The organism is Streptomyces sp. NPDC127068 (assembly GCF_042724695.1).
Taxonomy (GTDB): Bacteria; Actinomycetota; Actinomycetes; order Streptomycetales; family Streptomycetaceae; genus Streptomyces.
Genome location: NZ_JBHXEN010000028.1, coordinates 56806 through 81846, shown reverse-complemented (window position 1 = coordinate 81846; position 25041 = coordinate 56806). Strand labels below are relative to the sequence as shown.

The following is a 25041-nucleotide window of genomic DNA, read 5'->3' as shown; positions in this document are numbered from 1 at the left end:
CGGTGAACAACCGGGGCGCGTGCCTTCACGGCACGCGCCCCGTTCGTTCGACACAGGCGCAGGCGCGGGAGGAACACGGCGATGACCATCAAGGACACCCCGGAGCAGTGGGAGATCCGGGCGAGCGACACCCCGTTCACCGGCAACAAGACCTCGGTCCGCACGGACGACGTCGTCATGCCCGACGGGACCGTCGTCCGCCGTGACTACCAGGTCCACCCCGGCTCGGTCGCGGTCCTCGCCCTCGACGACCAGGACCGCGTGACGGTCATCAGTCAGTACCGACACCCCGTACGGCAGCGGCTGTGGGAGATCCCCGCCGGACTCCTCGACATCCCCGGCGAGAACCCGCTCCACGCGGCGCGCCGGGAGCTCTACGAGGAGGCCCACGTCAAGGCCGAGGACTGGCGGGTCCTCACCGACGTCTACACCACGCCCGGCGGCTGCGACGAGTCCGTGCGCATCTTCCTCGCCCGGGAACTGTCCGAGGCCGAGGGCGAGCGGTACGCCGTCGAGCACGAGGAGACGGACATGACGATCACCTCCGTACCGCTCGCGGAGCTCGCCCGCGGGGTCCTCGCCGGCGAACTCCACAACAACTGCCTGGTCGTCGGCGTGCTGTCGCTGGTCGCCGCCCGCGCCGGGGACGGCCTCGACGCGCTGCGCCCGGCCGAGGCCCCCTGGCCCGCCCGCCCGTTCGAGGTCTGACGCCCGCCCGGGGCGGTGCCCCGCCGCCCCGGCCCGTCGGACCGGTACCGCCCCCACCCGAACGGCCCGATCGGCAGATGATCCGATCGGGCGACCTGCGCGCCCCACCCGCCGTGCTCCCCGGCGATCGTCGCAGAGCGTGAACTAGGCTCTGAAAGCACCCCGTCCGGAGCCCCGGCGGGCACCTGCGCGCAGTGGAACGGGAGTGTGGCCCGTGACGGACCAGGCGGTGGACACCAGCGGTACCGGGCTGTCCGCGGACGGACGGCCCCGGGCGTCCGCGACCGCCCCCACGGACAGTCAGTTCCTCGGTCGTACGAGGGAGTTGAAGGAACTCCGGGCCGACATCGAACGCGCCGGCCTGGACACCCTGGCGGGCACCAAACCGCCCAGCGCCCGCGCCCTGCTCATCGCGGGCCGCCCCGGTTCCGGGCGCACCGCGCTCGCCGAGGAACTCGTGCGCCAGGTCGCCCACCGTTACCCCGACGGGGTGCTGCGGGCCCGGCTCGCCGACGCCGACGGCACCCCGGTGCCCACCGAACGGGTCGCCCGCGTCCTGCTCGACGCCCTCGGCGCCCCCGCGCCCGCGGGAGCCCCCGCCGACGACCTCACGGCCGATCTGCGCGCCGCCCTCGCCGATCGTCGCGCACTGCTCCTCCTCGACGGCGCCACCGACGCCGAACAGGTCGACGAACTCCTTCCGCCCGCCCCGCACAGCCTGCTGCTCGCCGTCACCGAGGGCCCGCTGACCGGCCTCGCCGACGTCCGGCCCTGCACCCTCGGCGGTCTCGACACCAAGTCCGCCGTGGAACTCCTCACCCAGTGGACCGGCTCGGTCCGCGTCACCGTCGACCCGTACGCCGCCGAAGGGCTGGTCGAGGAGTGCGGCGCCCAACCCGCCGCGCTCGTCCTCGCCGGCGGCTGGCTCGCCGCCCGGCCCAAGGTGTCCGTCGCCGACCTCGCCAAACAGCTGCGCGCCCGGGCCGACGACGGCCCCGCCCTCACCCGGGTCTTCCTGCACGCCTACGAGGCACTGCCGGCCCCCTCGGCCCGGATACTGCGACTGCTCGGCCTGACCCCCGACGGCCTCGCCGATCCGCACACCGCGTCCGCGCTCGCCGGCTGCTCGGTCTCCGCCGCCCGCGCGCTGCTCGACGACTTCACCGCGCTCGGGATGCTGCGGCGCCTGCCCTCACCGCTCCCGCAGTACCGGGTGCCCGACTGCCTGGTCCCGCTGCTGCGCACGCTCCGCGAGACCAAGGACCGGCCGGGCGAGATCCAACTCGCCCGGGCCCGGATGCTGGAGCGCACGGTGCGCCTCCTCCAGTCCTGCCGGGCGATCACCCAGACCGACGACGCCCTGGCGCAGAGCCGGCTCGCCGGCCTTCCGCGGGCCCTGCGCTTCCCCACCCCCCGGGCCGCCGCCGACTGGCTGCGCATCCGGCGGCCCGCCCTGCTCGCCGCCGCCCGCGCGGCCGTCGCCGACGGCGAGCTGGACACCCTCGCGCGGCGGCTGATGGCCGCACTGACCCGGGCGCTGGTGGCGCACGAGGGCGCCGTCTCCGCCGCCGCCGACCTGTACGGCATCCACCGACTCGTCCTGGACGTCGCCGAGCGCCGTGACCTGCCGCGGGAAGAGGCCGCCGCCCTGCTGAACCTCGCCGACCTCGACGCCCAGACGGGCCGCACCCGGGAGGCACTGGTCCGCTACCGGGCCGCGCTGGACGCCGGGCGCCGGGCCCGCGACCCGTACGCCACCGGGCGGGCCATGGAATCCGTCGGCGGCGCCCATCAGGAACTCGGCGACTGGTACCGGGCGGCCGACTGGTACGGGCGGGCCCTCGCCCAGCGGCTCGCCCGCGACGAGCGGGAGGACGCGGCCCGTCTGCACGGCCGGATCGCCGGCGTCCAGACCTACGCCGGCCGCTACGGGGACGCCATGCGCAACTGGCGGTCGGCGGTCTCCGGCCACCGGCGGGCCGGCGACACGTCCGCGGTGGCACGGGCGCTGAGCGAGCTGGCCCGGGTGCAGGAGTACGCGGGCCGCCCGGAGGAGTCGTTGCGCACCTGCCGCGATGCGGTGGAATGGGCCCGGCGGGCCGAGGACGTCCGGCTCCAGGCGGCGTTGCAGCTCCGGCTCGCCGACACCCTGGACCGGCTCGGCGAGTCCTCCGCCGCCCGGCTGCACCGCAGCGCCGCGGACCGGATGCTCGGGGAGGACCCCGATCGCCCCGAGGGCCCCGATGCCGCGTACCGCCCGGCCCGGCGCGGCTCCGCACCGGACGGTGGCGGCGCGGACGCCGGCGACGACGCGACGGAGGCCGCCGCGCACCCGGCCCCGGTTTCGATGTCCACCCCGGCCCCGGACCCAGCACCGGTTTCGGCCCCTGCCCTTGCCTCAGCCCCTGCTCCGGCTTCGGCCACCGGGGACGGCGCCCCGACCGCCGGGGACCACCCGCAGGCCATCGACGTCGCCGGGGCCGGGACCGGAGACGCTGCGCCCGCCACGGGCGGGGCGCACCCGGCGGACGCGGACCCCGTCGAACGGCCGCAGGCCCCGGCCGGCCGTCCGGCGACGGATTCCGGTCGGCGGCCCACGGAGGTCGAGGGCCGCCCGTCGACCGCCCGCCGCACGGCGCCCACCGCGGCCGAGCGGCGCGCCCCCGCCCGGCCGGGAGCCGGGGACGAGCCCCCCGTGCACCTCGGCAAGGGGCCCGCCGGAACGGCCTCGGCGAATGATCCTTCAGAGGGAAACAGCGCCTCAGCCTACGAAATCCGTAGTGCACCCGGAAAGGATTGATGCTTTGGAAGGCTAGACAGCGACAAATCCTTCATTAGACTGGCTCTGCCCGCGTGTTTCGTGGTGCCTTCCGGTATGCCCGTGTGCATCCGGGTCCGTAGTGCGTTGCCCCGAAAACCCTCTGAGCCAAGGACCGTGATCGACGATGAAGGTCGGCATCCCCCGCGAGGTCAAGAACAACGAGTTCCGCGTCGCCATCACCCCCGCCGGAGTGCATGAGCTGGTCCGCAACGGCCACCAGGTCGTCATCGAGCGGAACGCCGGAGTCGGGTCCTCCATCACGGACGCCGAGTTCGTCGCCGCCGGTGCGGCGATCCTCGACACGGCCGACGAGGTCTGGGCCGCCGCTGACCTGCTGCTCAAGGTCAAGGAGCCCATCGCCGAGGAGTACCACCGCCTCCGCAAGGACCAGACGCTCTTCACGTACCTGCACCTCGCGGCCTCCAAGGAGTGCACGGACGCCCTCGTGGACTCCCGCACCACGGCCATCGCGTACGAGACCGTCGAGCTGCCGAACCGTGCCCTGCCGCTGCTCGCGCCGATGTCCGAGGTCGCGGGCCGGCTCGCCCCGCAGGTGGGCGCCTACCACCTGATGCGCCCCAGCGGCGGTCGCGGGGTGCTGCCCGGCGGGGTCCCCGGCGTCGCCGCCGGCAAGGCGGTCGTCATCGGTGCCGGCGTCTCCGGCTGGAACGCCGCCACCATCGCGATCGGCATGGGCTTCCAGGTCACCCTGCTCGACCGGGACATCAACAAGCTCAAGGAGGCCGACAAGGTCTTCGGCACCCGGATCCAGACCGTCGTCTCCAACTCCTTCGAGCTGGAGAAGGCGTGCCTCGACGCCGACCTCGTCATCGGTGCCGTCCTCATCCCCGGCGCCAAGGCCCCCAAGCTGGTCACCAACGAGCTGGTGTCGCGCATGAAGCCGGGAAGTGTTCTTGTCGACATCGCGATCGACCAGGGCGGCTGCTTCGAGGACTCGCGCCCCACCACGCACGCCGAACCCACCTTCCCGGTGCACGGTTCGGTCTTCTACTGCGTGGCCAACATGCCCGGCGCGGTGCCGCACACCTCCACCTACGCCCTCACCAACGCGACGCTGCCCTACATCGTGGAGTTGGCCAACCGCGGCTGGGTCGAGGCGCTGCGCCGTGACCCGGCGCTGGCCAAGGGCCTCAACGCGCACGACGGCAAGGTCGTCTACCGCGAGGTCGCCGAGGCCCACGGCCTCGACCACCTCGAACTCGCCTCCCTGCTGGGCTGAGTCCAGGCTCCCGCGCCGCGCCCGGCCCGGCCCGGCGGTCGGGGGCGCGGGACGCCGCCGGTCAACGGGCGACGCCCAAGCTCACGCGTACGGCCGGACCTTGTCGACAAGGTCCGGCCGTACGTATGTCGATTTTCGGGTCGATGTGGATCGCGCCACTGTGCGAACCGCACGGTCGTGTTCGTACACGGCGTGTCGACATCGTGCTCAACTCGCCTCGAACGTAACCCTTTAACCGATTCGCACACCCGGGAAAGGCGTCGACGGCACGCCGTACGCCCTTGACAGGGGCGGGTTCCGATGCCGACACATCGTGTCGGGTCCGGTGGATTGTGTTGCTGCGGAGCGGTGACACGCCATAGAGTCGCCAAACGTCGGCATGGTGCCACGCTGACCTATCTAGAAGTTTCCTGGTCACCAAGGAGGTAAGACGACTTGTGAATGAGTCGACATTTACTCCCGGGGGTGGTCAACCAGGGGCCCCCGTACGGGGCCGGGGCCCCTCGGGGTTCGAGGCTGTCGGCTCGGTCGCTGTCCGCACCTTCGCAGCCCACCAGCAGAGTCCTCAGCGGATTCAGACAGCACACCAGAGCATGGATGGCCCTTACGTGAACGCCATGGCCGGCGGCCGAAGCGGCGACAGCCACTTCGCCGACTACGACGACCTGCCCGAAGGGCACTTCTACGACCCGGACGCGGAGTACGAGCCGGACCCGGAGTACGCGGCCACGCTCGCGCCCGACGCGGCGCGCCAGCGGCGCGAGCGGATCGGCCCCACCGGCCGGCCGTTGCCGTACTTCCCGATCCCGGGCCCGCTGACCGAGCACGGACCCGCGAAGATCATCGCGATGTGCAACCAGAAGGGCGGCGTCGGCAAGACCACGTCGACCATCAACCTGGGTGCCGCGCTCGCGGAGTACGGCCGCCGGGTCCTCCTGGTGGACTTCGACCCGCAGGGTGCCCTGTCGGTCGGCCTCGGGGTGAACCCGATGGAGCTGGACCTCACGGTCTACAACCTGCTCATGGAGCGGGGGATGGCCGCGGACGAGGTGCTCCTCAAGACGGCCGTCCCGAACATGGACCTGCTCCCCAGCAACATCGACCTGTCCGCGGCAGAGGTGCAGTTGGTCTCCGAGGTGGCCCGCGAGTCGACGCTCCAGCGGGCGCTCAAGCCGCTGATGGCCGACTACGACTACATCGTGATCGACTGTCAGCCCTCGCTCGGCCTGCTGACGGTGAACGCCCTGACCGCGGCGCACAAGGTGATCGTGCCCCTGGAGTGCGAGTTCTTCGCGCTGCGCGGAGTCGCCCTGCTCACCGAGACGATCGAGAAGGTCCAGGAGCGGCTGAACCCGGAACTGGAGCTCGACGGCATCCTCGCCACCATGTACGACTCCCGCACGGTGCACAGCCGTGAGGTGCTGGCCCGGGTGGTCGAGGCGTTCGACGACCACGTCTACCACACCGTGATCGGTCGGACGGTGCGCTTCCCGGAGACCACGGTCGCCGGTGAGCCCATCACCACGTACGCGTCGAACTCCGTCGGTGCCGCCGCCTACCGCCAGCTCGCCAGGGAGGTGCTCGCCCGGTGTCACGCCGAGTGAGTCTGCCCGGCGCCGACGAGCTGTTCCGCACCACCGGGGGGACGGCGCTCCAGGCGTCCTCCCCCCGGCGCCCGACGAGCGGTGAACCCCGGGTGCCGCCACCGGCCGCCGCCGGCGACGAGGCCGCCGTCGAGGAGACGGCCCCCGCGCGCCGGTCGGCGACCCAGGTCCCCGGGCGCCGGGAGGCACCGGCGCCCGCCGAAGGGGACGACGAGCACACGGTCGCGGAGGCCGATGCGGCCGACTCCCGGGCCCGGACCTCCGAACGCGGCACCGAGCGCTCCTCCGACGCCGTGGACCAGCCGCTGGTACGCCCCGCCGGACGCCGTACGGCCCCGGAGGGCACCGCCGGCACCCCGGGCGGGTCCACGGGCTCCCCACGGGGCGCACAGCCGGGCGCCGCGGCCGGGACGTCCCGACGGCGGGGCCGGTCGGCGACCCGACGGCCCAGCGGCCGGGAGCGACACGACGAGAAGATCACCGTGTACGTCTCCGCCGAGGAACTGATGGACCTGGAGCACGCCCGGCTGGTGCTCCGGGGCGAGCACGGGCTCGCGGTGGACCGGGGGCGGATCGTGCGGGAGGCGGTGGCCGTCGTGCTCGCCGACCTCGAATCGCGCGGTGACGCGAGCATCCTGGTGCGGCGGCTCCGTGGGCGCTAGCCCTCGACGGGGGCGACGCGTACTGGGTAAGGGCCCCGGGGGCGGGGTGGGGACCACGGCGGAAGCGGCCGGGCCCGCGGACACGGGTTCCGAGCAGTCCGTACGGTCCGAGCAGCCCGTAGCGGCCGGGCAGTCCGTACGGCCCGAGTCGGCCGGGCAGTCCCGACGAGCGGACGGGCTCCGGGCAGGCGCGGGCGCGGACGAGAACGACATCACCGCCGGAACGAGCACGGCTCTCCGGACGGAGCCCGACACGGATCACGCGCCCGGCGAGAGCGTCGGAGCCGCGAAGGACGGCGGGTTCCAGGTCCGGCTGGCGAACTTCGAGGGTCCGTTCGACCTCCTGTTGCAACTGATCTCACGGCACCGACTCGACGTGACCGAGGTGGCGCTGTCCACCGTCACCGACGAGTTCATGGCGTACATCCGGCGGCTGGGGCCCGACTGGGACCTGGACGAGACCACCGAGTTCCTGGTGGTCGCGGCGACCCTGCTCGACCTCAAGACGGCCCGGCTGCTGCCGACCGCCGTGGTCGAGGACGAGGCGGACCTCGCCCTGCTGGAGGCCCGTGACCTGCTCTTCGCGCGACTGCTCCAGTACCGCGCGTACAAACAGATCGCGGACCTCTTCGGCGACCGCCTGGAGCAGGAGGCCCGGCGCTGGCCGCGCACCGTCGGCCTGGAGCCCCACCACGCCGAGCTGCTGCCCGACGTGGTGATCGGCATCGGTGCCGAGGGGTTCGCGCGGCTCGCCGTGAAGGCCATGCAACCGAGGCCCGAGCCCCAGGTGTACGTCGACCACATCCACGCCCCGCTGGTCAGCGTGCAGGAACAGGCCGCGGTCGTGGTCGCACTGTTGCGCGAGCGGGGCCGGGCGAGCTTCGCGGAGCTGATCGAGGGCACCGGGGACACGCTCACCGTGGTGGCGCGGTTCCTGGCCCTGCTGGAGCTGTACCGGGAGAAGGCCGTGGCGCTCGACCAGGAGCGGGCGCTCGGCGAGCTGGTGGTGAGCTGGACGGGCGGTGACGGGGACGGCGGGCCCCGTGTCACCGACGAGTTCGACCGGCCCGCGACGGACCCCGAACACGGCGGTGCGGACCGGGACGACACAGGTGCCGGACAACAGCCCGGCGCCCGGACGGCGGAGAGTGCGCGGTGAACGAGCTGGGCGGCGACGGCCAGGGTGACGGCGGGGCCGGCGCCCCCACGACGCAGGGGGAGGTCGCAGGACTGGACCTGAGACCCGCACTGGAGGCCGTGCTGATGGTGGTCGACGAGCCGGCCACCGAGGAGCACCTGGCGAAGGTCCTCCAGCGCCCCCGACGACAGGTCGCCGAGGCCCTGCGGGAGCTGGCCGACGAGTACGCGGTCCAGGGCCGCGGCTTCGAGCTGCGCCTCGTCGCGGGCGGCTGGCGCTACTACACGCGGCCCGCGTACGCGGCGGCGGTCGAGGGCTTCGTCCTGGACGGCCAGCACGCCCGGCTCACCCAGGCCGCGCTGGAGACCCTCGCGGTCGTCGCGTACCGACAGCCGGTCAGCCGTTCCCGGGTCTCCGCGGTGCGCGGCGTGAACTGTGACGGGGTGATGCGGACCCTCCTCCAGCGCGGGCTGGTGGCGGAGGCGGGCACGGAACCCGAAACAAGTGCGATCCTGTACAGGACGACGAACTACTTCCTGGAGCGGATGGGCCTGCGCGGCCTGGACGAGCTTCCGGAGCTCGCGCCCTTCCTCCCCGAGGCGGAGGCGATCGAGGCCGAGACGCAGGAGGGCGTACCGTCGTTCGATCCGGACGCTCCCGACTCCGGGACCTTCGACGCAGACGACAAGACGGAACTTTGATGCGAAGCAGCGGCAGCGACAGGAACAGCGGACGCGGTAACCCCCGCGGCGCGGGCAATGGGCGCGACGACAAGCAGAAGCGTGCCGGGCGGCCCCGCCCTGAGGAGCGCCGTCACCAGACAGGCGCGTCCGGCGGTGCCGGCGGTTCCGGCAGCGGGGGCCCCGACGGCGCGCGGGGTGGCCGCGGCGCCGCGGCGCGCGGGGGCGCCAAGGGCCGTCCCAAGCAGTCCGCCCAGGGCCGGGGCGACCGCACGGCGCCGGGGCGCTCCCGGGAGTACGACGTACGGTCCGAGGAGCGCAACCGGGAGCGCTACGCGGAGAAGAAGCAGGTCCAGACCCCCAAGACGTTCCCCGGCGCCGAGCAGGAGGGCGAGCGGCTGCAGAAGGTGCTGGCCCGCGCGGGGTACGGCTCGCGCCGCGCCTGCGAGGAGCTGATCGAGAACGCGCGCGTGGAGGTCAACGGCTCCATCGTGATGGAGCAGGGGCTGCGCGTGGACCCGATGAACGACGAGATCAAGGTCGACGGGCTCACCGTGGCCACGCAGTCGTACCAGTTCTTCTCGCTGAACAAGCCCGCGGGCGTGGTGTCGACGATGGAGGACCCGGACGGCCGGCAGTGCCTCGGCGACTACGTCACCAACCGGGAGACGCGGCTCTTCCACGTCGGACGGCTCGACACCGAGACCGAGGGCGTGATCCTGCTCACCAACCACGGTGAGCTGGCGCACCGCCTGACGCACCCCAAGTACGGCGTCAAGAAGACCTACCTGGCGCACATCGTCGGCCCCATCCCGCGCGACCTGGGCAAGCAGCTCAAGGACGGCATCCAGCTGGAGGACGGCTACGCCCGCGCCGACCACTTCCGGGTGGTGGAGCAGACCGGCAAGAACTACCTGGTCGAGGTGACCCTGCACGAGGGGCGCAAGCACATCGTGCGCCGGATGCTCGCCGAGGCCGGGTTCCCCGTGGACAAGCTGGTCCGGGTGGCGTTCGGGCCGATCACCCTGGGCGACCAGAAGTCCGGCTGGCTGCGCAGGCTGTCCAACACGGAGGTCGGCATGCTGATGAACGAGGTCGACCTGTAGGCGACGCCCCTTCCGCCACCGAGGCCGGGCCCGGAGTTTCCGGGCCCGGCCTCGGTGCGTCCGGCCCCGATCGGGGCTTGTGCACACCGCCCCCCTCTTTATAGTCTGAGTGACCAATAAGGGGTGGCTCCGAGGCGCCGCCCGACCCCGGTCGTGACGGACCCGCGACGCGGCGACCGCCTGGAGGAAGAGCGATGAGCACCCACCCCGCAGGGGAACGGGCCGGCGGCGGCCGGGCTCCCGAGGGCTACGACAAGCACGCGTTCGAACCGTTCGCCGTCACCGTCGACCTGGCCGTCTTCACCGTCCGCGACGCCGCCCTGCACGTCCTGCTGGTCGAGCGCGGCGAGCAGCCCCACCAAGGGCGCTGGGCCCTCCCCGGGGGCTTCGTCCTGCCCCACGAGTCCGCCGGCCGGGCCGCCCGCCGGGAACTCGCCGAGGAGACCGGACTGTCCGCCGACACCGTCGCCGGACTCCACCTCGAACAGCTGCACACCTACAGCGAACCCGACCGCGACGCCCGGATGCGGGTCGTCTCCGTCGCCTACACCGCGCTCGTCCCCGATCCGCCCGAACCACGGGGCGGCGACGACGCCCGGCGCGCCCGGTGGACGCCCCCCGGACGCCCGGGACCGCTCGCCTTCGACCACGACCGCATCCTCGCCGACGCCCGCGAACGCATCGGCTCCCAGCTGGAGCACACCTCGCTCGCCACCTCCTTCTGCCCGCCCGAGTTCACCCTCGGCGAGCTGCGGCGCGTGTACGAAGCGGTGTGGGGCACCCCGCTGGACCCCGCCAACTTCCGTCGCAAGGTCCTCGCCACGCCCGGTTTCGTGGAAGCCGTCACCGGTGCCGCCCGGCTCACCGGAGGCCGGGGCAAACCCGCCGCGCTCTACCGCGCCGGCACGGCCACCGCACCGTACCCACCCCTGCTGCGCCCGGAAGGACGGCCCGCATGACCACCTCACCGACCCCCGCGTCCCCCACCCCGGTCCGCCCCGGCCCGGTCCGCGCCGGGCGCCCCGCCACCGGGGCCCTCGTCGGCCTCGCCCTCGGCGACGCGCTCGGGTTCCCCACCGAGTTCCACGACGTCCCGTCCATCCTGGCGAAGTGCGGACCCTGGCGGTCGATGGAGCTGCCGTCGCCGGCCTTCGTCACCGACGACACCCAGATGACCCTCGCGCTCGCCCGGGCCCTGTGGAGGGCGGGCGACGGAACCCTCCTCGACCCCGCGCGGACGCTGGCCCCGGTCCGCGACGAGTTCGTGGCCTGGTACCGGTCGCCCGACAACGACCGCGCCCCCGGCCGCACCTGTCTGACCGCCTGCGCCCTGCTCGAATCCGGCACCGGGCCCTGGCAGGACGCCAGTCAGCTCCACTCCAAGGGCTGCGGGGCCAACATGCGTGTCGTCCCCGTCGGCCTGCTGCCCGGGCTGGACGACGAGCGACGGGCCGGCCTCGCCCAGGCCCAGGGCGCACTCACCCACGGCCACCCCACCGCGCTCGCCGCCAGCGACCTCACCGCCCACGCGGTGCGGCTCCTCGCACATGGCGCGGACCCCACCGGGCTGGTCGGCCGGTTGCGCTCGTACGCCTTCGAGAACCGCACCCGCTACCACCAGCGCTGGCTCGGCGACCTGTGGCAACGGGCCGGGGACGCCTCGCCCGAGGAGTTCATCGCCCGCGGCTGGGACGAGTGCTCAGCCGTCCTCGACCGGCTCCGCGACGCACTGCGGGACCCCTCACCGGAGACCGACCCCTGTCTCGTCACGGGGGAGGGCTGGATCGCCGAGGAAGCCCTCGCCACCGCGCTGCTCTGCTTCCTGCTCTTCCCCGGTGACCCGCTCACCGCCCTGCGCCGGGCCGCCTGCACCTCGGGCGACTCGGACTCGATCGCCTGCCTCACCGGTGCGTTCGCGGGCGCCCACCTCGGCGCCGACGTCTGGCCCACGGCCTGGGTCGACCGGTTGGAGCACCGGGACGAACTGCTCGCCTTCGGAGCGCTCTGGGACGCCTGAGACGGGCGCGCTGCGCAGGTCAGCGGCCCGCCGGGGCCACCGCGAGGTGTGCGGAACGCGCCCGGACCGCCGTCAGGAACGCCTCGACCCGGGCCCGGTCGGGCTCCGGCGGCAGCGGACTGCGGGGCAGCTCCGCGGCGGCCCGGTCGACCAGACGGCCCATCCGGGACTCCACCTCGGCCCAGGGCACCTCGCCCCGCCGCACCGCGAGCAGCCGTTCGCGCTCCTCGCCCACGTCGAGGGTGAGCGTGCCGGTGCGCAGCAGGTCCCGACAGGACCGCAGCAGCCGCAGCATGTGCATGGCGTGCTTCCAGCGCGGGGCGCCGTGGCGGCGGACGTCCGCCGCCAGCCGGGCCCGCTGCGCCGTCGCGTACCCCGTGAACGTCTCGTGGACCCGCCGCGACAGGAACGCCCCGCGCAGGTCGAGCAGCTCCCGCCCGGTCCCGTCCGCGTACTCCACGAGCGGCGAGTACAGGCACTCCAGGATGTTCGGGTTGGCCCGCAGGGCCAGCTCGCAGAACCGTTCGAGCTCCCAGCCGAACTGTTCCTCGCCCGGTCCTTCGACATGGGTGGGCGGCTTGTCGAAGCGCCAGAACAACGGCGTCGGAGCGACGAACACCCCGCGCCGGTCCGTGTCGCTGGCGTCCGTGGCCAGACCGAAGGCCCGCGAACCCGTGACACAGGAGTAGATCGTGTGGTGACGGACCAGTTCCTCGGGAGCCATGCCGTCAGCGTACGGGCGCCCCTGGCCGGCCTTCCGGGAATTTCCGACCGCCCCGGAACCCGGGCGGCGCACGTGCACCCCCGTCGCGCTGGCTAGGCTGGGCACCGTCGGCGTACCCGCGTCCAGCGCGGCGCTACGGAGGGTTCGCAAGCGGAAGGCGGAAGACGGTGGCGGTACGAGCGGTCCGGGGGGCCGTCCAGTTGGAGCGCGACGAGGCCGACCACATGCGCGAGCGCGTCGCCGCACTGCTGGAGGCGATCCTCGCACGCAACGCCCTCACCCCGGACGACCTGATCAGCTTCTGGTTCACCGCCACCCCCGACCTGCACAGCGACTTCCCCGCCGCTGCCGCGCGCGGCCTCGGCCTGGTCGACGTCCCGCTGATCTGCGCCCAGGAACTCGACGTCGAAGGCGCGATGCCCCGGGTGGTCCGGGTGCTCGCGCACATCGAGACCGATCTGCCCCGCTCCGAGATCTCCCACGTCTACCTGGGGGCCGCGGCGGCCCTGCGCAAGGACATCGCCCAGTGAGAACCGCACTCGTCATCGGCACCGGCCTGATCGGCACCTCCATCGCCCTGGCCCTCACCGGCCGCGGCGTGGCCGTCCACCTCGTGGACCACGACTCCCAGCAGGCCAGGACCGCCGCCGCGCTCGGCGCCGGCACCGACGGCCCGCCGGCCGGCCCGGTGGACCTCGCGATCGTCGCGGTGCCGCCCGCCCACGTCGCCGCGACCCTCGCGGACGTCCTGGGGCGGGGCGCCGCCCGCGGCTGCCTCGACGTGGCCAGCGTCAAGGGCGGTCCCCGGCGCCAGCTGGAGGCCCTCGGGACCGCTCCCGAGGCCCTCGCCCGCTACATCGGCACCCACCCCATGTCCGGACGGGAGAAGTCCGGCCCGCTCGCCGCCACCGCGGACCTCTTCGAAGGGCGCCCCTGGGTGCTCACGCCCACCCGGGACACCGACACCGAGGTGCTGAACCTGGCGCTGGAAGTGGTCGCCCTGTGCCGGGCCGTGCCCGTGGTCATGGACGCCGACGCCCACGACCGCGCGGTGGCGCTGGTGTCGCACATGCCGCACCTGCTGTCGGGCCTGGTGGCCGCCCGACTGGAGCACGCCGACGAGTCCGCGGTGCGCCTCAGCGGCCAGGGCATCCGTGACGTCACCCGGATCGCCGCCTCCGACCCCCGGATGTGGATCGACATCCTGTCCGCGAACCCCGGCCCGGTCGCCGACCTGCTCACCGAGGTCGCCGAGGACCTCGACGGCACCGTCCGTGCCCTGCGCTCCCTCCAGTCCGCGGACGAGGAGAAGCGACGCGAGGGCGCCACCGGGATCGAGGCCCTGCTGCGGCGGGGGAACGCCGGACAGACCCGGGTCCCCGGCAAGCACGGGACCGCGCCCGCCGTCTACGAGAGCGTGGTCGTGCTGATCGGGGACGAGCCGGGGCAGCTCGCACGGATCTTCGCCGACGCGGGAGCGGCCGGAGTGAACGTCGAGGACGTACGGATCGAGCACGCCACCGGCCGGCAGGAGGGCCTCGTCGAACTGGTGGTCCTCCCGACGGCCGCGCCCGCGCTGACCGCGGCGCTGCGGGAACGCGGCTGGTCGATCCGCCCCTAGCCGGGTGGTCGGGCCGCCGCGTCCCGGCGGCCCGGCCACCCTCCCGCCCAGGACCCGGCCCCACCCTCCCGACCCGGACCGCGGGGCTCCGGCCGAGCGGTGTTCCGGGGGCGGGCACCGGTCCGGGCGGCCCCGTCGGAACAAGTAACCTTGTCCGGGGCCCTCGCGGGCCCGGACCGCCCCGTCATGCCCCACCCCTGGAAGGTGCCCCGTGGAAACCGTCGCCGGAACCACCGCAGTCATCGTCGCGATCGACGGTCCGTCCGGCACGGGCAAGTCCAGCACCTCCAAGGCCGTCGCCGCCCAGTTGGGCCTGCGCTACCTCGACACTGGCGCTCAGTACCGGGCGATCACCTGGTGGATGGTGCACCACGGCGTCGACGTCACCGACCCGGCGGCCGTCGCCGCGGTCGCGGACAAGCCCGAGATCGTGTCCGGCACGGACCCGGCGGCCCCGACGATCACCGTGGACGGCACCGACGTGTCCGCGCCGATCCGCACCCCGGAGGTCACGGCGAAGGTCAGCGCGGTCAGCGCGGTGCCCGAGGTCCGCACCCGGATCACCGAGCTCCAGCGGAGCATCGCCGCGTCCGCCGCGGGCGGCATCGTGGTGGAGGGCCGGGACATCGGCACCACCGTCCTGCCCGACGCCGATCTGAAGATCTTCCTCACCGCCTCCCCGGAGGCCCGTGCGGCCCGGCGCAGCGGCGAGCTGAAGGGCGCCGACGTCAAGGCCACCCAGGAGGCCCTGGTCAAGCGGGACGCCGCGGACTCCAGCCGCAAGACCTCGCCGCTCGCCAAGGCCGCCGACGCCGTCGAGGTCGACACCACCGACCTCACGCTCCAGCAGGTCATCGAGTGCGTGGTCACCCTGGTCCAGGACCGGCGCGGCCCTCAGGTGCTCGTCGACGGTGAGCGGGCGGGCCGGTGACGGACGCGTCGACGACGCGGGTCCCCTCGACCCGGAGCGCCGACATCGGCCGCCGGATCGGGGTCGGCCTGATGTACGGACTGTGGAAGCCGCGGGTCCTGGGCGCCTGGAAGGTCCCGGTGACCGGCCCGCTCGTCTTCGCGGTCAACCACTCCCACAACATCGACGGACCCATGCTCATGGGCACCGCACCGCGCCCCGTGCACTTCCTGATCAAGCAGGAGGCGTTCGTGGGTCCGCTCGGCCCCTTCCTGGACGGCATCGGCCAGCTCAAGGTCGACCGCTCCACCGCCGACCGGTCCGCGATCACCCGGGCGCTCGGCGTCCTGGAGCAGGGCGGCGCCCTCGGGATCTTCCCGGAGGGCACCCGGGGCGCCGGCGACTTCGCGTCGCTGCGCGCCGGGCTCGCGTACTTCGCGGTGCGGGGCGGCGCGCCGATCGTCCCGGTCGCGGTGCTGGGCAGCACCGAGCGCCGGGGCCGGCTGATACCCGGGCTGCCCCCGCTGCGCAGCCGGGTGGACGTCGTCTTCGGCGAGGCGTTCCGGGCCGACGACGGCAGCGGACGGCGCACCCGCACCGCCTTGGACGCGGCGACCGGGCGCATCCAGGAACAGTTGACCGCCCACCTGGAAAACGCCAGGCGGCTCACCGGCCGCTAGGCGACACTTGAGTAGTGGATCACCCCGAACGGGTCGGTCCACCGATCACCACGATGAACGAAGGTACGGACTTCATGAACCAGCACACTCCCTCCGAGGGCACGGGCGACGGGCACGACCACGGGGCGCTCGGCGACGCCGAGTACGCGGAGTTCATGGAGCTCGCCGCCGAAGAGGGCTTCGACCTGGAGGACGTCGAGGGCGCGATCGAGGAGGCCGGACACGGCCCCCTGCCGGTCCTCGCCGTCGTCGGTCGCCCCAACGTCGGCAAGTCGACCCTGGTGAACCGGATCATCGGCCGCCGCGAGGCCGTGGTGGAGGACCGTCCCGGGGTGACCCGGGACCGCGTCACCTACGAGGCCGAATGGGCCGGCCGCCGCTTCAAGGTCGTCGACACCGGCGGCTGGGAGCAGGACGTGCTCGGCATCGACGCCTCCGTGGCCGCCCAGGCGGAGTACGCGATCGAGGCGGCCGACGCGGTCGTCTTCGTGGTGGACGCCACGGTCGGCCCGACGGACACGGACGAGGCGGTCGTCCGGCTGCTGCGCAAGGCCGGCAAGCCCGTGGTGCTGTGCGCCAACAAGGTGGACGGCCCCAGCGGCGAGGCCGACGCCACCGCACTGTGGTCCCTCGGCCTCGGCGAGCCGCACCCCGTCTCGGCGCTGCACGGCCGTGGTACGGGCGACATGCTCGACGCGGTCCTGGAGGCGCTGCCCGAGGCACCCGCACAGCGTTTCGGCACGGCGCTCGGCGGTCCCCGGCGCATCGCGCTCATCGGCCGCCCCAACGTCGGCAAGTCGTCCCTGCTGAACAAGGTGGCGAACGAGGAGCGGGTCGTCGTCAACGAGATGGCGGGCACCACCCGCGACCCGGTGGACGAGATCATCGAGCTCGGCGGCAAGACCTGGAAGTTCGTGGACACCGCCGGCATCCGCAAGCGGGTCCACCTCCAGCAGGGCGCCGACTACTACGCCTCGCTGCGCACCGCGGCGGCCGTGGAGAAGGCCGAGGTCGCGGTGATCCTCATCGACTCCTCGGAGACCATCAGCGTCCAGGACCAGCGCATCGTCACCATGGCGGTGGAGGCCGGCCGCGCGATCGTCGTCGCCTTCAACAAGTGGGACACCCTCGACGAGGAGCGCCGCTACTACCTGGAGCGCGAGATCGAGACCGAGCTGGCGCAGATCGCCTGGGCCCCCCGGGTGAACGTCTCCGCTCGCACCGGCCGGCACATGGAGAAGCTGGTCCCGGCGATCGAGACGGCCCTCGCGGGCTGGGAGACCCGGGTGCCCACCGGTCGGCTGAACGCGTTCCTCGGCGAACTCGTCGCCGCGCACCCGCACCCCGTCCGCGGCGGCAAGCAGCCCCGCATCCTGTTCGGCACCCAGGCCGGGACGAAGCCCCCCCGGTTCGTGCTCTTCGCCTCCGGCTTCATCGAGCACGGGTACCGACGCTTCGTGGAGCGTCGACTGCGCGAGGAGTTCAGTTTCGAGGGGACCCCGATCCACATCTCCGTCCGGGTGCGCGAGAAGCGCGGACGCAAGAAGTAGCGGACGCAAGCAGGAGCCGTGTCCGGCACGCCCCGTGCGGTCAGGGCTCCCGACGCCGGGCGGGCGGCAGCGCCGGGAGGTGCGAGCCGTGCCGCCCGCCGGTCTGCCAGACCGGCACCATCCCGGTGGGATGGGCCGGGGCGGTCCGGTCGGGCCCCGGTCGGGCTTCGTACCGGGGGCCCGGGTCGTAGCCGGGGGAGTGGCGTGCGTCCGGATGGGCGGCCCCGTGCTGGGCCGACCCGTGCCCACCCGACGACAGCCCACCCGTCATCCCCGAGGGCGTGGAGCCGTACGCGCCGGAGCCGTACCGATCGGGCAGTGACCCGCGCGGACCCGTGCCGAAGGCGGTGAACCGCAGCCCCTCCTCGCCGCTGTGGTCACCGGGCAGGGCCCGGAACAACCTGCGGTACTCGGCGTACAGCGCGTCGTAGATCGGGGTGGCCGACGCGCCGCCCGGGAGTTCCCGTGCCGGACGCATGGACGGGATGGGGCTCGGGTGGCGGGGACGGTGGGTGGGGTCGTAGGTGTACACGAACTGCCAACGACACCGGGCTCCGACGGATGCGGCCGGAGTTCCCGATTTCGCCGGTCGTGACCGGGTGCGGTCCGCGGTGACCCGCGACCGTTCCCCGGTGCGGGAGGCGCCGCACCGGGGAACGGGGTGCTCAGGTGCCGGCGAGCGGCATGGTGCCGGCGACCAGCCGGCCGTTCGCCGCGGCCTTGTCGAGCGCGTCGCGCAGGAGGTCCTCCCGCGGCTGCCGGCCGATGGAACCGACCGGTGCGGCGAACACCAGGACCTGTTGCGCCTTGTTGGCGGCCGTCCGCCAGCCCTCGGTGACCTGGAGTGGTTGGTGCGCCTGCCACCAGGCGACCGGCTGGCCGCCGCTCGGGCCGGGCTGGAGCACGGCGTGCAGCTGCCCCATCGCCAGCAGCACCGACCAGCCCCGCAGGACCGCCGGAACCGTGTCCACGCTGGTCACGGGGTGGAAACCCTGTTCGACCAGCAGGGGCAGGAACTCGTCGCCGTGCTCGCCCGGGGTGCCCGCCCGGGCGATCGGCGCGGTGGGTTCGACGACCAGCGCCGGGTGGAGTTCCCCGGCGAGGAGGACCAGGCCGCTGGTGATGCCCAGCACGGCCTGTTCGGGGGCGCCGGGGTCGGCTTCCGCGCCGGTGATGGAGCGGACGGCTCCCTTGAGTTCCTCCTCGTTGACCCGGACGATCTGCGAGGGCAGACACGTGGCGTGGGCGAAGGCGAGCACCGCGGTCTCCTCGCCGATGAACAGGACGGTGCTGGTGCGTTCCCGCTCCGAGTCGCCCGGGGTGCGGCAGGACGTGCAGTCGTAGCCGCCCGGGGCGTTCTCACCGGCGAGCAGCCGGTCGGCTTCTGCATCACCGATCTCGGCGCGTACGTCATCGCTGACGTCGAGCATGCGCGGCACGGGGGGCTCCTCGGTTCTCGTGCGTGCGATGCCGGGTTGCTCCCGGCCCGATCCGGGCGGTTCCCGGCCGGTGGGCCGAGTGGTCCCCGGCTCATGTCAGGGACAACGGGGAAGCTGTGGGCATGGTCACGCCCGAAGAGCAACGGAATCGAACCAACCCGAGCGGAGCGTGAGTTGACGGGGGAATTCGGCTACGCACAGTCAACTCCATGGGGTGCCAATGGAGTTGAGTCGGTGAACTGAGTCACAGGGAGATGGGCCGGGTGGGCGGGAAATCCTGACATCAGATGATGAAGGCGGTGACCGGAATTGGCCGCTACCCAGGGTAAACGGTGACTGGCCTGCCCCGACGGGCCGATGCTTGATGCCGCGCCGTCCCCCTCCCTAGATTCCTCGGCCGTGTGCACCGAGCACCACTCGGGTACGTCCGCCGGCCGCACCACCGGCGAGCCCGGCGCCCAGCGCGCCGGGCGGCGGACGGGGTGGACCGGCACGCTCCGCGCCCCACGTGCGGAGCACGCCGGTGCATCCGGGGGACCCGGGTTGTCGGAGAGGGAACCTCATGTCCGGACATCCCGTGACCGCCCGTCGGACCGCCGTACTCGCCGGGGCCGTGCTCCTCGCCCCCCTGGCGCTGCTCGCCACCGCCGGCACCGCACACGCCGCGGACGGCGGAGTGTGGGACCGCATCGCCCGGTGCGAGAGCGGCGGCAACTGGTCGATCAACACCGGCAACGGCTACTACGGCGGGCTCCAGTTCGCCGGCAGCACCTGGCGCGCCTACGGCGGCACCGCCTACGCCCCCACCGCCGACCGGGCGACCCGGGCCCAGCAGATCGCCGTGGCCACCAAGGTCCAGCGGGGCCAGGGCTGGGGCGCCTGGCCCGTGTGCTCGGCCCGGGCCGGGGCCAGCGGCGCCGCCCCCTCGGTCGCCGCACCCGCACCCCCGACCTCCACCCCCGCACCCCGGAAGGCCGGGAGTCCGTTGGTGCGCGGCCCCCGGCACCCGGAGGTCCGCGGCGGGTACACCGTCCGAGGCGGTGACACGCTCAGCACGATCGCGGCCCGGCACCACACCGACTGGCGCGCGCTGTACACCGCCAACCGGCACGTCATCGGGACCGACCCCCATCTGATCGTGCCGGGGCAGCGGCTCGACGTCTGACCCGCCGCCCGACCGGTACGCGCGGCCCCGCTCCAGGGCTCGGAGGCGGGGCCGCGCTCCCGGTTCCCCCTGCCTGGCAGACTCGGAGCCATGTTGGAGACCTCGGCCCGGTTGCTGCGCCTGCTGTCCCTGTTCCAGGCCCACCGCGAGTGGTCGGGGGCCGAACTGGCACAGCGGCTCGGCGTCACCTCGCGCACCGTCCGCCGGGACGTGGACCGGCTGCGGGAACTGGGCTACCCCGTCCACGCGACCCCCGGCACCGGCGGCGGCTACCAACTCGGGGTGGGCGCCGAACTTCCGCCGCTGCTGCTCGACGACGACGAGGCCGTCGCCATCGCGGTCGGCCTGCGCACCGCGGCGGGGCAGGGCGTCGAGGGCATCGGCGAGAGTTCCGTACGCGCCCTCACCAAACTCGAACAGGTGCTGCCGCACCGGTTGCGCCGCCGGGTCGGGGCGCTCACCGGGTTCACCGTGCCGATGCTGCGCGGCGGACCCGCCGCCACCGTCGACCCGGCCGTGCTCACCGACCTCGCCGGCGCCTGCCGGGACGCGGAACGCCTCCGCTTCGCCTACCGCGACCACGCGGGCAGCACCTCCCGGCGGACCGTCGAACCGCACCGCCTGGTGTGCACCGAGCGCCGCTGGTACCTGGTGGCCTGGGACGTGGACCGTGCGGACTGGCGCACCTTCCGCGTCGACCGCATCGTCCCGAAGCCGCCGCACGGGCCCCGCTTCCCCCCGCGCACCCCGCCCGCCGACGACCTCGCGGCCTACGTGGCGCAGGGCGTCTCCACCCGGGCGTACGCGGAACGAGCCGTCATCCGCCTGTGCGTGCCCTACGAGGTGGCCGCCGAGCGGGTCTCCCCTTCGGACGGCGTCCTGGAACGGGAGGGGCCGACGAGTTGTCTGTTGCGCACCGGGGCGGCGAGCGTGGACGTCCTGGTGATCCATGTGGTGCTCATCGGCCTGGAGTTCGAGGTGCTGGAACCGGTGGAACTCACCGAGGCGATCAGCGTGGTCCGCGACCGGTTGTCGCGGGCGCTCGACCGGCCGGCGGGTCCTCCGTCCGCCGGTTGACCTCGGGGTGGTGCAGGTCGAACGCGGGTGACTCGGAGCGGATCACCGGCATGGTCCGGAAGTTGTGCCGGGGCGGCGGACAGGAGGTCGCCCACTCCAGGGACCGCCCGAAGCCCCAGGGGTCGTCCACGGTCACCCGCGCGCCGTGGCGGGCGGTGTGCCACACGTTGTACAGGAACGGCAGGGTCGAGGTGCCGAGCAGGAAGGCGCCGATGGTGGAGAGGGTGTTGAGCGCGGTGAACCCGTCGGTGGCGAGGTAGTCCGCGTAGCGCCGGGGCATGCCCTCGGCGCCGAGCCAGTGCTGCACCAGGAACGTCAGGTGGAAGCCGGTGAACAGGGTCCAGAAGTGGATGCGGCCGAGCCGTTCGTCGAGCAGCTTCCCGGTGAACTTCGGCCACCAGAAGTGGAACCCGGCGAACGTCGCGAAGACCACCGTCCCGAACACCACGTAGTGGAAGTGCGCGACGACGAAGTACGAGTCGGTGACGTGGAAGTCCAGCGGCGGGGAGGCCAGGATCACCCCGGTCAGACCGCCGAACAGGAAGGACACCAGGAAGCCGGTGGCCCAGAGCATCGGCGCCTCGAACGACAGGGACCCCTTCCACATGGTCCCCGCCCAGGTGAAGAACTTCACCCCGGTCGGCACCGCGATCAGGAACGACAACAGGGAGAAGAACGGCAGCAGCACCGCCCCGGTCGCGAACATGTGGTGCGCCCACACCACCACGGACAGACCGGTGATCGCCATCGTCGCGCCCACCAACGTCGCGTAGCCGAAGACCGGTTTGCGGCTGAAGACCGGGATGATCTCCGTGACGATCCCGAAGAACGGCAGGGCGATGATGTAGACCTCCGGGTGCCCGAAGAACCAGAAGAGGTGCTGCCACAGCAGCGCCCCGCCGTTCGCCGCTTCGAAGACCACCGAGCCGAAGCGCCGGTCGGCCTCCAGCACCAGCAGCGCCGCGGCGAGCACCGGGAACGCCATCAGGACGAGGATCGACGTGAAGAGCACGTTCCAGGTGAAGACGGGCAGCCGGAACATCGTCATGCCCGGTGCCCGCATGGCGATGATCGTGGTCAGGAAGTTCACCGCGCCGAGGATCGTTCCGAATCCGGCGAGCGCCAGCCCCATGATCCACATGTCGGCGCCGATTCCGGGGGTGCGGGTGGCGCTGTTGAGCGGGGCGTACGCGAACCATCCGAAGTCCGCGGGGCCGCTCGGCGTGAGCAGGGAGCCGAGCACGATCAACCCACCGAACAGGAACAACCAGTAGGCGAGCATGTTCAGCCGGGGAAAGGCCACATCCGGTGCGCCGATCTGGAGGGGCATGATCTCGTTGGCGAATCCGGCGAAGGTCGGGGTCGCGAACAGCAGCAGCATGATCGTGCCGTGCAGGGTGAAGAGTTGGTTGAACTGCTCGTTCGACACGAGCTGGGTGCCGGGGCGGGCGAGTTCCGCCCGCATCAGCAGCGCCATCAGACCGGCGATCAGGAAGAACGCGAACGACGTGATCAGATAGAGGTGACCGATCTTCTTGTGGTCGGTGGTGGTCAGCCAGTCCACGACCACCGCGCCGCGGCGCCCGGCGCGCAGGGCGCCGACGTCCACCGCCTCCGGGGCGGGCTGCGCCGTGGTCGCTGCGCCGCCGCCCGGCGGCTCCTCAGCCCTTGGTGTGCTTCCGGTCGCCATCGACCGTGCCTCCCTGGATCTCCGCGCTCCGCGCCGGCCGCTCGTGATCCGGGGGAGGTCTGCCACACGGGGCGAAGGTATCGGTGTGTGGTGGAGGGAAAGCGTGAAGCTCCGTCGCTCCATCGGCTTTTCCGATGAAGTGCCAGCGGGAGAACAGGAAAGATCTAACGGATTCTGAACGAAATTGCTCCGGAGGTTTTCCCTTGCGTTCCTCCTGCTTCGAAAAAGGGTGCTGCATGACATCGGGGAGTGAATGCGGAGGAGGGAAGACCGCTCGTTCGTGTGAGTCGGGGAAACGCATAACAGGACGGTGATCCTGTGACGAAAGCGTGACCCGGGGGCGGGCCGCGGCAGGCCCCCCGCGGTTAACGTGGCGGGCATGGAACCCCCTCTGCGACAGCCAGAAGAGCCCCGGGACGACCCGGCCGCCTATGTGGGCCTGGGCACCGAATCCGCCGAACTGCTCGCCCGCGAGCGCGGTTGGTCCTCGGTGCGCGCACTGGAACCGGGCGCGTTCATCACCATGGAGTACCGCTTCGGACGGCTGAACTTCGAGGTCGTCGACGGTGTGGTGCGCCGCTGCTGGAAGGGTTGACCCGGCCCGGGTGCCGGGCGGCGGGAAGGCACCGGCACGACGATGCGCGAAGGCCCCGGAACTCCTTGCGGAGCCGGGGCCTTGGCGGTGTCGGGGGGGCGTGCGTACCGTCCCCGCGGTCGGATCAGCGGCCGGAGGACGGGGCGGACGGTGAGCCCGCCGGGACGGAGTCGGCCGCCCGGTCCGGGTGGTGGGGCGCCCGCCGCCCGCCGACCGGGGTGACCGGCGCGCGGTCGGGGCGCGGTGCGTGCCCGCCGGGCGTGGGCCACGCGGGCTCCCGGCCGGGCACCTTCCCCGCACCCCCGGGCGCGCTCGGCGCCGGGATGGTGCGGGTACCGCCCACCGTGCTCGGTGTGCCCACCGGGACGGGCGGGGCGTCGCCGCTCGTGGCGCGGGGGCCGGCCCGCCGGACGCGCCAGAGGTCGCGCTGTGCGAACAGCCACGCCTCGACACGGGCGATCAACGGTTCGAGCCAGGGCAGCGCCAACAGGATCAACAGCCCGGCGGCCCAGCCGAGTAGGACGTCGCTCAGCCAGTGCGTACCGAGGTAGACGGTGGTCATGCCCACACCGAGCGAAACGACCGCGGACAGTGCCGACAGATAGCGGCGGGCCCTCGGCGTCGAGGCGAGATAGGCGAGGATGCCCCAGGTCACCACGGCGTTGGCGGTGTGGCCGGAGGGAAATATATCGCCGCCGAGCCACATCTCGTTCGAGCCGATCGCTGTCGCGTAGTGCGGACCCAGCCGGCCCATGCCCAACTTGGCCGCGCCCACCGTGACGTTGAGCAGGAGCAGCGACAGGCCGAGCGTGAGCATCGGGCGCAGGGTGTGCTGCCGCCACGACCGCCAGCCGAGCCACGCCGCGACCATCACCGCGGTCGGGCCGCGCTGCCCGAGGACCACGTAGTAGTCGAGGAACGGGTGGAGTTCGGGCCACTGCTGGTAGGGCCGGAAGAACATGACCTGCCAGTCGAGGCGGACCAACCACGAGGTGGTCAGCACCGCGACGATGATCGCCACGTAAAAGGCCAGGGTCGCCGAGAACAGGACGATCCTGTGCCGGCTCATCTCCGGTGCACGGACATGGGCCGGCCGTTCCGGCTCACGGTCCAGGCGGGCGAACACCCGGTCCAGACGGGTGAGGTTTCGTTCGGTACGCACCCAATCGACGTTACAGGGGCCCACCGTCGGTCAGGTCGAATCCCCCGCTTTGTGATGACCATGTGATGTGGCATTCCTCTCAGTGGGGCGAGGCAATGCGGGGCCGCTCCTATTTCATGAAGGAGTTCTCATCCATTTCCGCACCGCCTATCCCGGGCGGTTTTTATGGAGGAGGTCCAATTCCCCTTCGGTGGGCCCGGGTCGAATTCCCGGAGCGCCAACGGGCCCGCACGGCCCGCGAGTTGCCGTCTCGCCGAACGTGACGGAGTGTACGCGGAGCGTGATCGGTGGGGGTGGTCGGGGGCGGGCGACCCGTCTGTGGCACACCCCACAGCGACCCGGGCGGGGATGCGACAGGCCCGCCACTCGCCTCCGTACTGACTCGCGTACGCTTGCGGCTCACTCGCCTCGTGCGGCCCGAACGGGGACCTCCCCACCCCGACGCCGCGGGA

22 protein-coding genes and 1 pseudogene are annotated in these 25041 nt (G+C 72.9%); 18 read left to right on the top strand and 5 right to left on the bottom strand.

Annotation, left to right across the window (positions count from 1 at the left end):
• Nucleotides 1–81: 81 nt before the first annotated feature.
• The 10 genes and pseudogenes from ACFWIA_RS19285 (at nucleotide 82) to ACFWIA_RS19240 (ending at nucleotide 11976) form a co-directional block, all read left to right on the top strand.
• A complete protein-coding gene (locus tag ACFWIA_RS19285) occupies nucleotides 82–708 on the top strand; it encodes an NUDIX domain-containing protein (RefSeq protein WP_387006468.1) in 627 nt (208 codons plus the stop codon).
• A gap of 214 nt (nucleotides 709–922) precedes the next feature.
• Nucleotides 923–2933, top strand: a pseudogene (locus tag ACFWIA_RS19280) (AAA family ATPase); the annotation flags it as partial.
• Nucleotides 2934–3653: 720 nt separating this feature from the next.
• Nucleotides 3654–4769, top strand: a complete 1116-nt coding sequence (gene ald / locus ACFWIA_RS19275; protein ID WP_387006465.1) for an alanine dehydrogenase — start codon at nucleotides 3654–3656, stop codon at nucleotides 4767–4769.
• A 437-nt stretch (nucleotides 4770–5206) separates the two neighbouring features.
• Nucleotides 5207–6373 (top strand): ParA family protein, encoded by a 1167-nt coding sequence (locus ACFWIA_RS19270; RefSeq protein WP_387006462.1) that lies wholly within the window; start codon nucleotides 5207–5209, stop codon nucleotides 6371–6373.
• On the top strand, nucleotides 6358–7035 hold the full coding sequence (locus ACFWIA_RS19265) for a hypothetical protein (RefSeq protein ID WP_387006459.1): 678 nt from the start codon (nucleotides 6358–6360) through the stop codon (nucleotides 7033–7035). The genes ACFWIA_RS19270 and ACFWIA_RS19265 overlap by 16 nt, the downstream gene beginning before the upstream one ends.
• A gap of 46 nt (nucleotides 7036–7081) precedes the next feature.
• Nucleotides 7082–8194 (top strand): segregation and condensation protein A, encoded by a 1113-nt coding sequence (locus ACFWIA_RS19260; protein ID WP_387006457.1) that lies wholly within the window; start codon nucleotides 7082–7084, stop codon nucleotides 8192–8194.
• Nucleotides 8195–8199: 5 nt separating this feature from the next.
• A complete protein-coding gene (gene scpB, locus ACFWIA_RS19255; protein ID WP_387006510.1) occupies nucleotides 8200–8874 on the top strand; it encodes an SMC-Scp complex subunit ScpB in 675 nt (224 codons plus the stop codon).
• Nucleotides 8874–9959 (top strand): pseudouridine synthase, encoded by a 1086-nt coding sequence (locus ACFWIA_RS19250; RefSeq protein ID WP_387006454.1) that lies wholly within the window; start codon nucleotides 8874–8876, stop codon nucleotides 9957–9959. Before scpB ends, ACFWIA_RS19250 begins: the two co-directional genes overlap by 1 nt.
• Nucleotides 9960–10153: 194 nt before the next feature.
• Complete coding sequence (locus ACFWIA_RS19245) at nucleotides 10154–10918, top strand: NUDIX domain-containing protein (protein WP_387006452.1); 765 nt, start codon at nucleotides 10154–10156, stop codon at nucleotides 10916–10918.
• Nucleotides 10915–11976 (top strand): ADP-ribosylglycohydrolase family protein, encoded by a 1062-nt coding sequence (locus tag ACFWIA_RS19240; protein ID WP_387006449.1) that lies wholly within the window; start codon nucleotides 10915–10917, stop codon nucleotides 11974–11976. Before ACFWIA_RS19245 ends, ACFWIA_RS19240 begins: the two co-directional genes overlap by 4 nt.
• A 19-nt stretch (nucleotides 11977–11995) precedes the next feature.
• Here the strand turns inward: ACFWIA_RS19240 and ACFWIA_RS19235 are convergent, their stop codons facing one another.
• Nucleotides 11996–12700, bottom strand: coding sequence for a DNA polymerase beta superfamily protein (locus ACFWIA_RS19235; RefSeq protein WP_387006446.1), 705 nt, complete (start codon nucleotides 12698–12700; stop codon nucleotides 11996–11998).
• 167 nt (nucleotides 12701–12867) lie between these two features.
• On the opposite strand from ACFWIA_RS19235, the gene aroH reads away from it, so the two are divergent.
• The 5 genes from aroH (at nucleotide 12868) to der (ending at nucleotide 17461) form a co-directional block, all read left to right on the top strand.
• Nucleotides 12868–13230 (top strand): chorismate mutase, encoded by a 363-nt coding sequence (aroH, locus tag ACFWIA_RS19230; protein ID WP_387006443.1) that lies wholly within the window; start codon nucleotides 12868–12870, stop codon nucleotides 13228–13230.
• Nucleotides 13227–14321 (top strand): prephenate dehydrogenase, encoded by a 1095-nt coding sequence (locus tag ACFWIA_RS19225; RefSeq protein WP_387006440.1) that lies wholly within the window; start codon nucleotides 13227–13229, stop codon nucleotides 14319–14321. Before aroH ends, ACFWIA_RS19225 begins: the two co-directional genes overlap by 4 nt.
• Nucleotides 14322–14532: 211 nt before the next feature.
• Entirely contained in the window at nucleotides 14533–15252 is a 720-nt protein-coding gene (gene cmk, locus ACFWIA_RS19220) for a (d)CMP kinase (protein ID WP_387006437.1), read from the top strand.
• 71 nt (nucleotides 15253–15323) lie between these two features.
• On the top strand, nucleotides 15324–15911 hold the full coding sequence (locus ACFWIA_RS19215; RefSeq protein ID WP_387006507.1) for a lysophospholipid acyltransferase family protein: 588 nt from the start codon (nucleotides 15324–15326) through the stop codon (nucleotides 15909–15911).
• A 74-nt stretch (nucleotides 15912–15985) separates the two neighbouring features.
• On the top strand, nucleotides 15986–17461 hold the full coding sequence (gene der, locus ACFWIA_RS19210; protein ID WP_387006434.1) for a ribosome biogenesis GTPase Der: 1476 nt from the start codon (nucleotides 15986–15988) through the stop codon (nucleotides 17459–17461).
• A gap of 40 nt (nucleotides 17462–17501) precedes the next feature.
• On the opposite strand, the gene ACFWIA_RS19205 is transcribed toward der, so the two are convergent.
• On the bottom strand, nucleotides 17502–17939 hold the full coding sequence (locus ACFWIA_RS19205; protein WP_387006431.1) for a hypothetical protein: 438 nt from the start codon (nucleotides 17937–17939) through the stop codon (nucleotides 17502–17504).
• Nucleotides 17940–18126: 187 nt separating this feature from the next.
• Nucleotides 18127–18900, bottom strand: coding sequence for a hypothetical protein (locus tag ACFWIA_RS19200; protein WP_387006428.1), 774 nt, complete (start codon nucleotides 18898–18900; stop codon nucleotides 18127–18129).
• 562 nt (nucleotides 18901–19462) lie between these two features.
• On the opposite strand from ACFWIA_RS19200, the gene ACFWIA_RS19195 reads away from it, so the two are divergent.
• Together ACFWIA_RS19195 and ACFWIA_RS19190 are read left to right on the top strand one after the other, a co-directional pair.
• Entirely contained in the window at nucleotides 19463–20065 is a 603-nt protein-coding gene (locus ACFWIA_RS19195) for a transglycosylase family protein (protein WP_387006425.1), read from the top strand.
• Between the two features lie 90 nt (nucleotides 20066–20155).
• The gene (locus tag ACFWIA_RS19190) at nucleotides 20156–21142 is read left to right on the top strand and encodes a helix-turn-helix transcriptional regulator (protein ID WP_387006422.1); all 987 of its coding nucleotides are present in this window, start codon (nucleotides 20156–20158) and stop codon (nucleotides 21140–21142) included.
• Here ACFWIA_RS19190 and ctaD read toward each other — a convergent pair.
• Nucleotides 21075–22832, bottom strand: a complete 1758-nt coding sequence (ctaD, locus tag ACFWIA_RS19185) for a cytochrome c oxidase subunit I (protein ID WP_387006419.1) — start codon at nucleotides 22830–22832, stop codon at nucleotides 21075–21077. The two genes, ACFWIA_RS19190 and ctaD, sit on opposite strands and share 68 nt — an antisense overlap.
• Before the next feature lie 379 nt (nucleotides 22833–23211).
• Between ctaD and ACFWIA_RS19180 the strand changes: the two genes are divergently transcribed.
• A complete protein-coding gene (locus ACFWIA_RS19180) occupies nucleotides 23212–23427 on the top strand; it encodes an I78 family peptidase inhibitor (RefSeq protein ID WP_387006416.1) in 216 nt (71 codons plus the stop codon).
• Between the two features lie 124 nt (nucleotides 23428–23551).
• On the opposite strand, the gene ACFWIA_RS19175 is transcribed toward ACFWIA_RS19180, so the two are convergent.
• Entirely contained in the window at nucleotides 23552–24589 is a 1038-nt protein-coding gene (locus tag ACFWIA_RS19175) for a phosphatase PAP2 family protein (RefSeq protein WP_387006413.1), read from the bottom strand.
• Nucleotides 24590–25041: the final 452 nt, after the last annotated feature.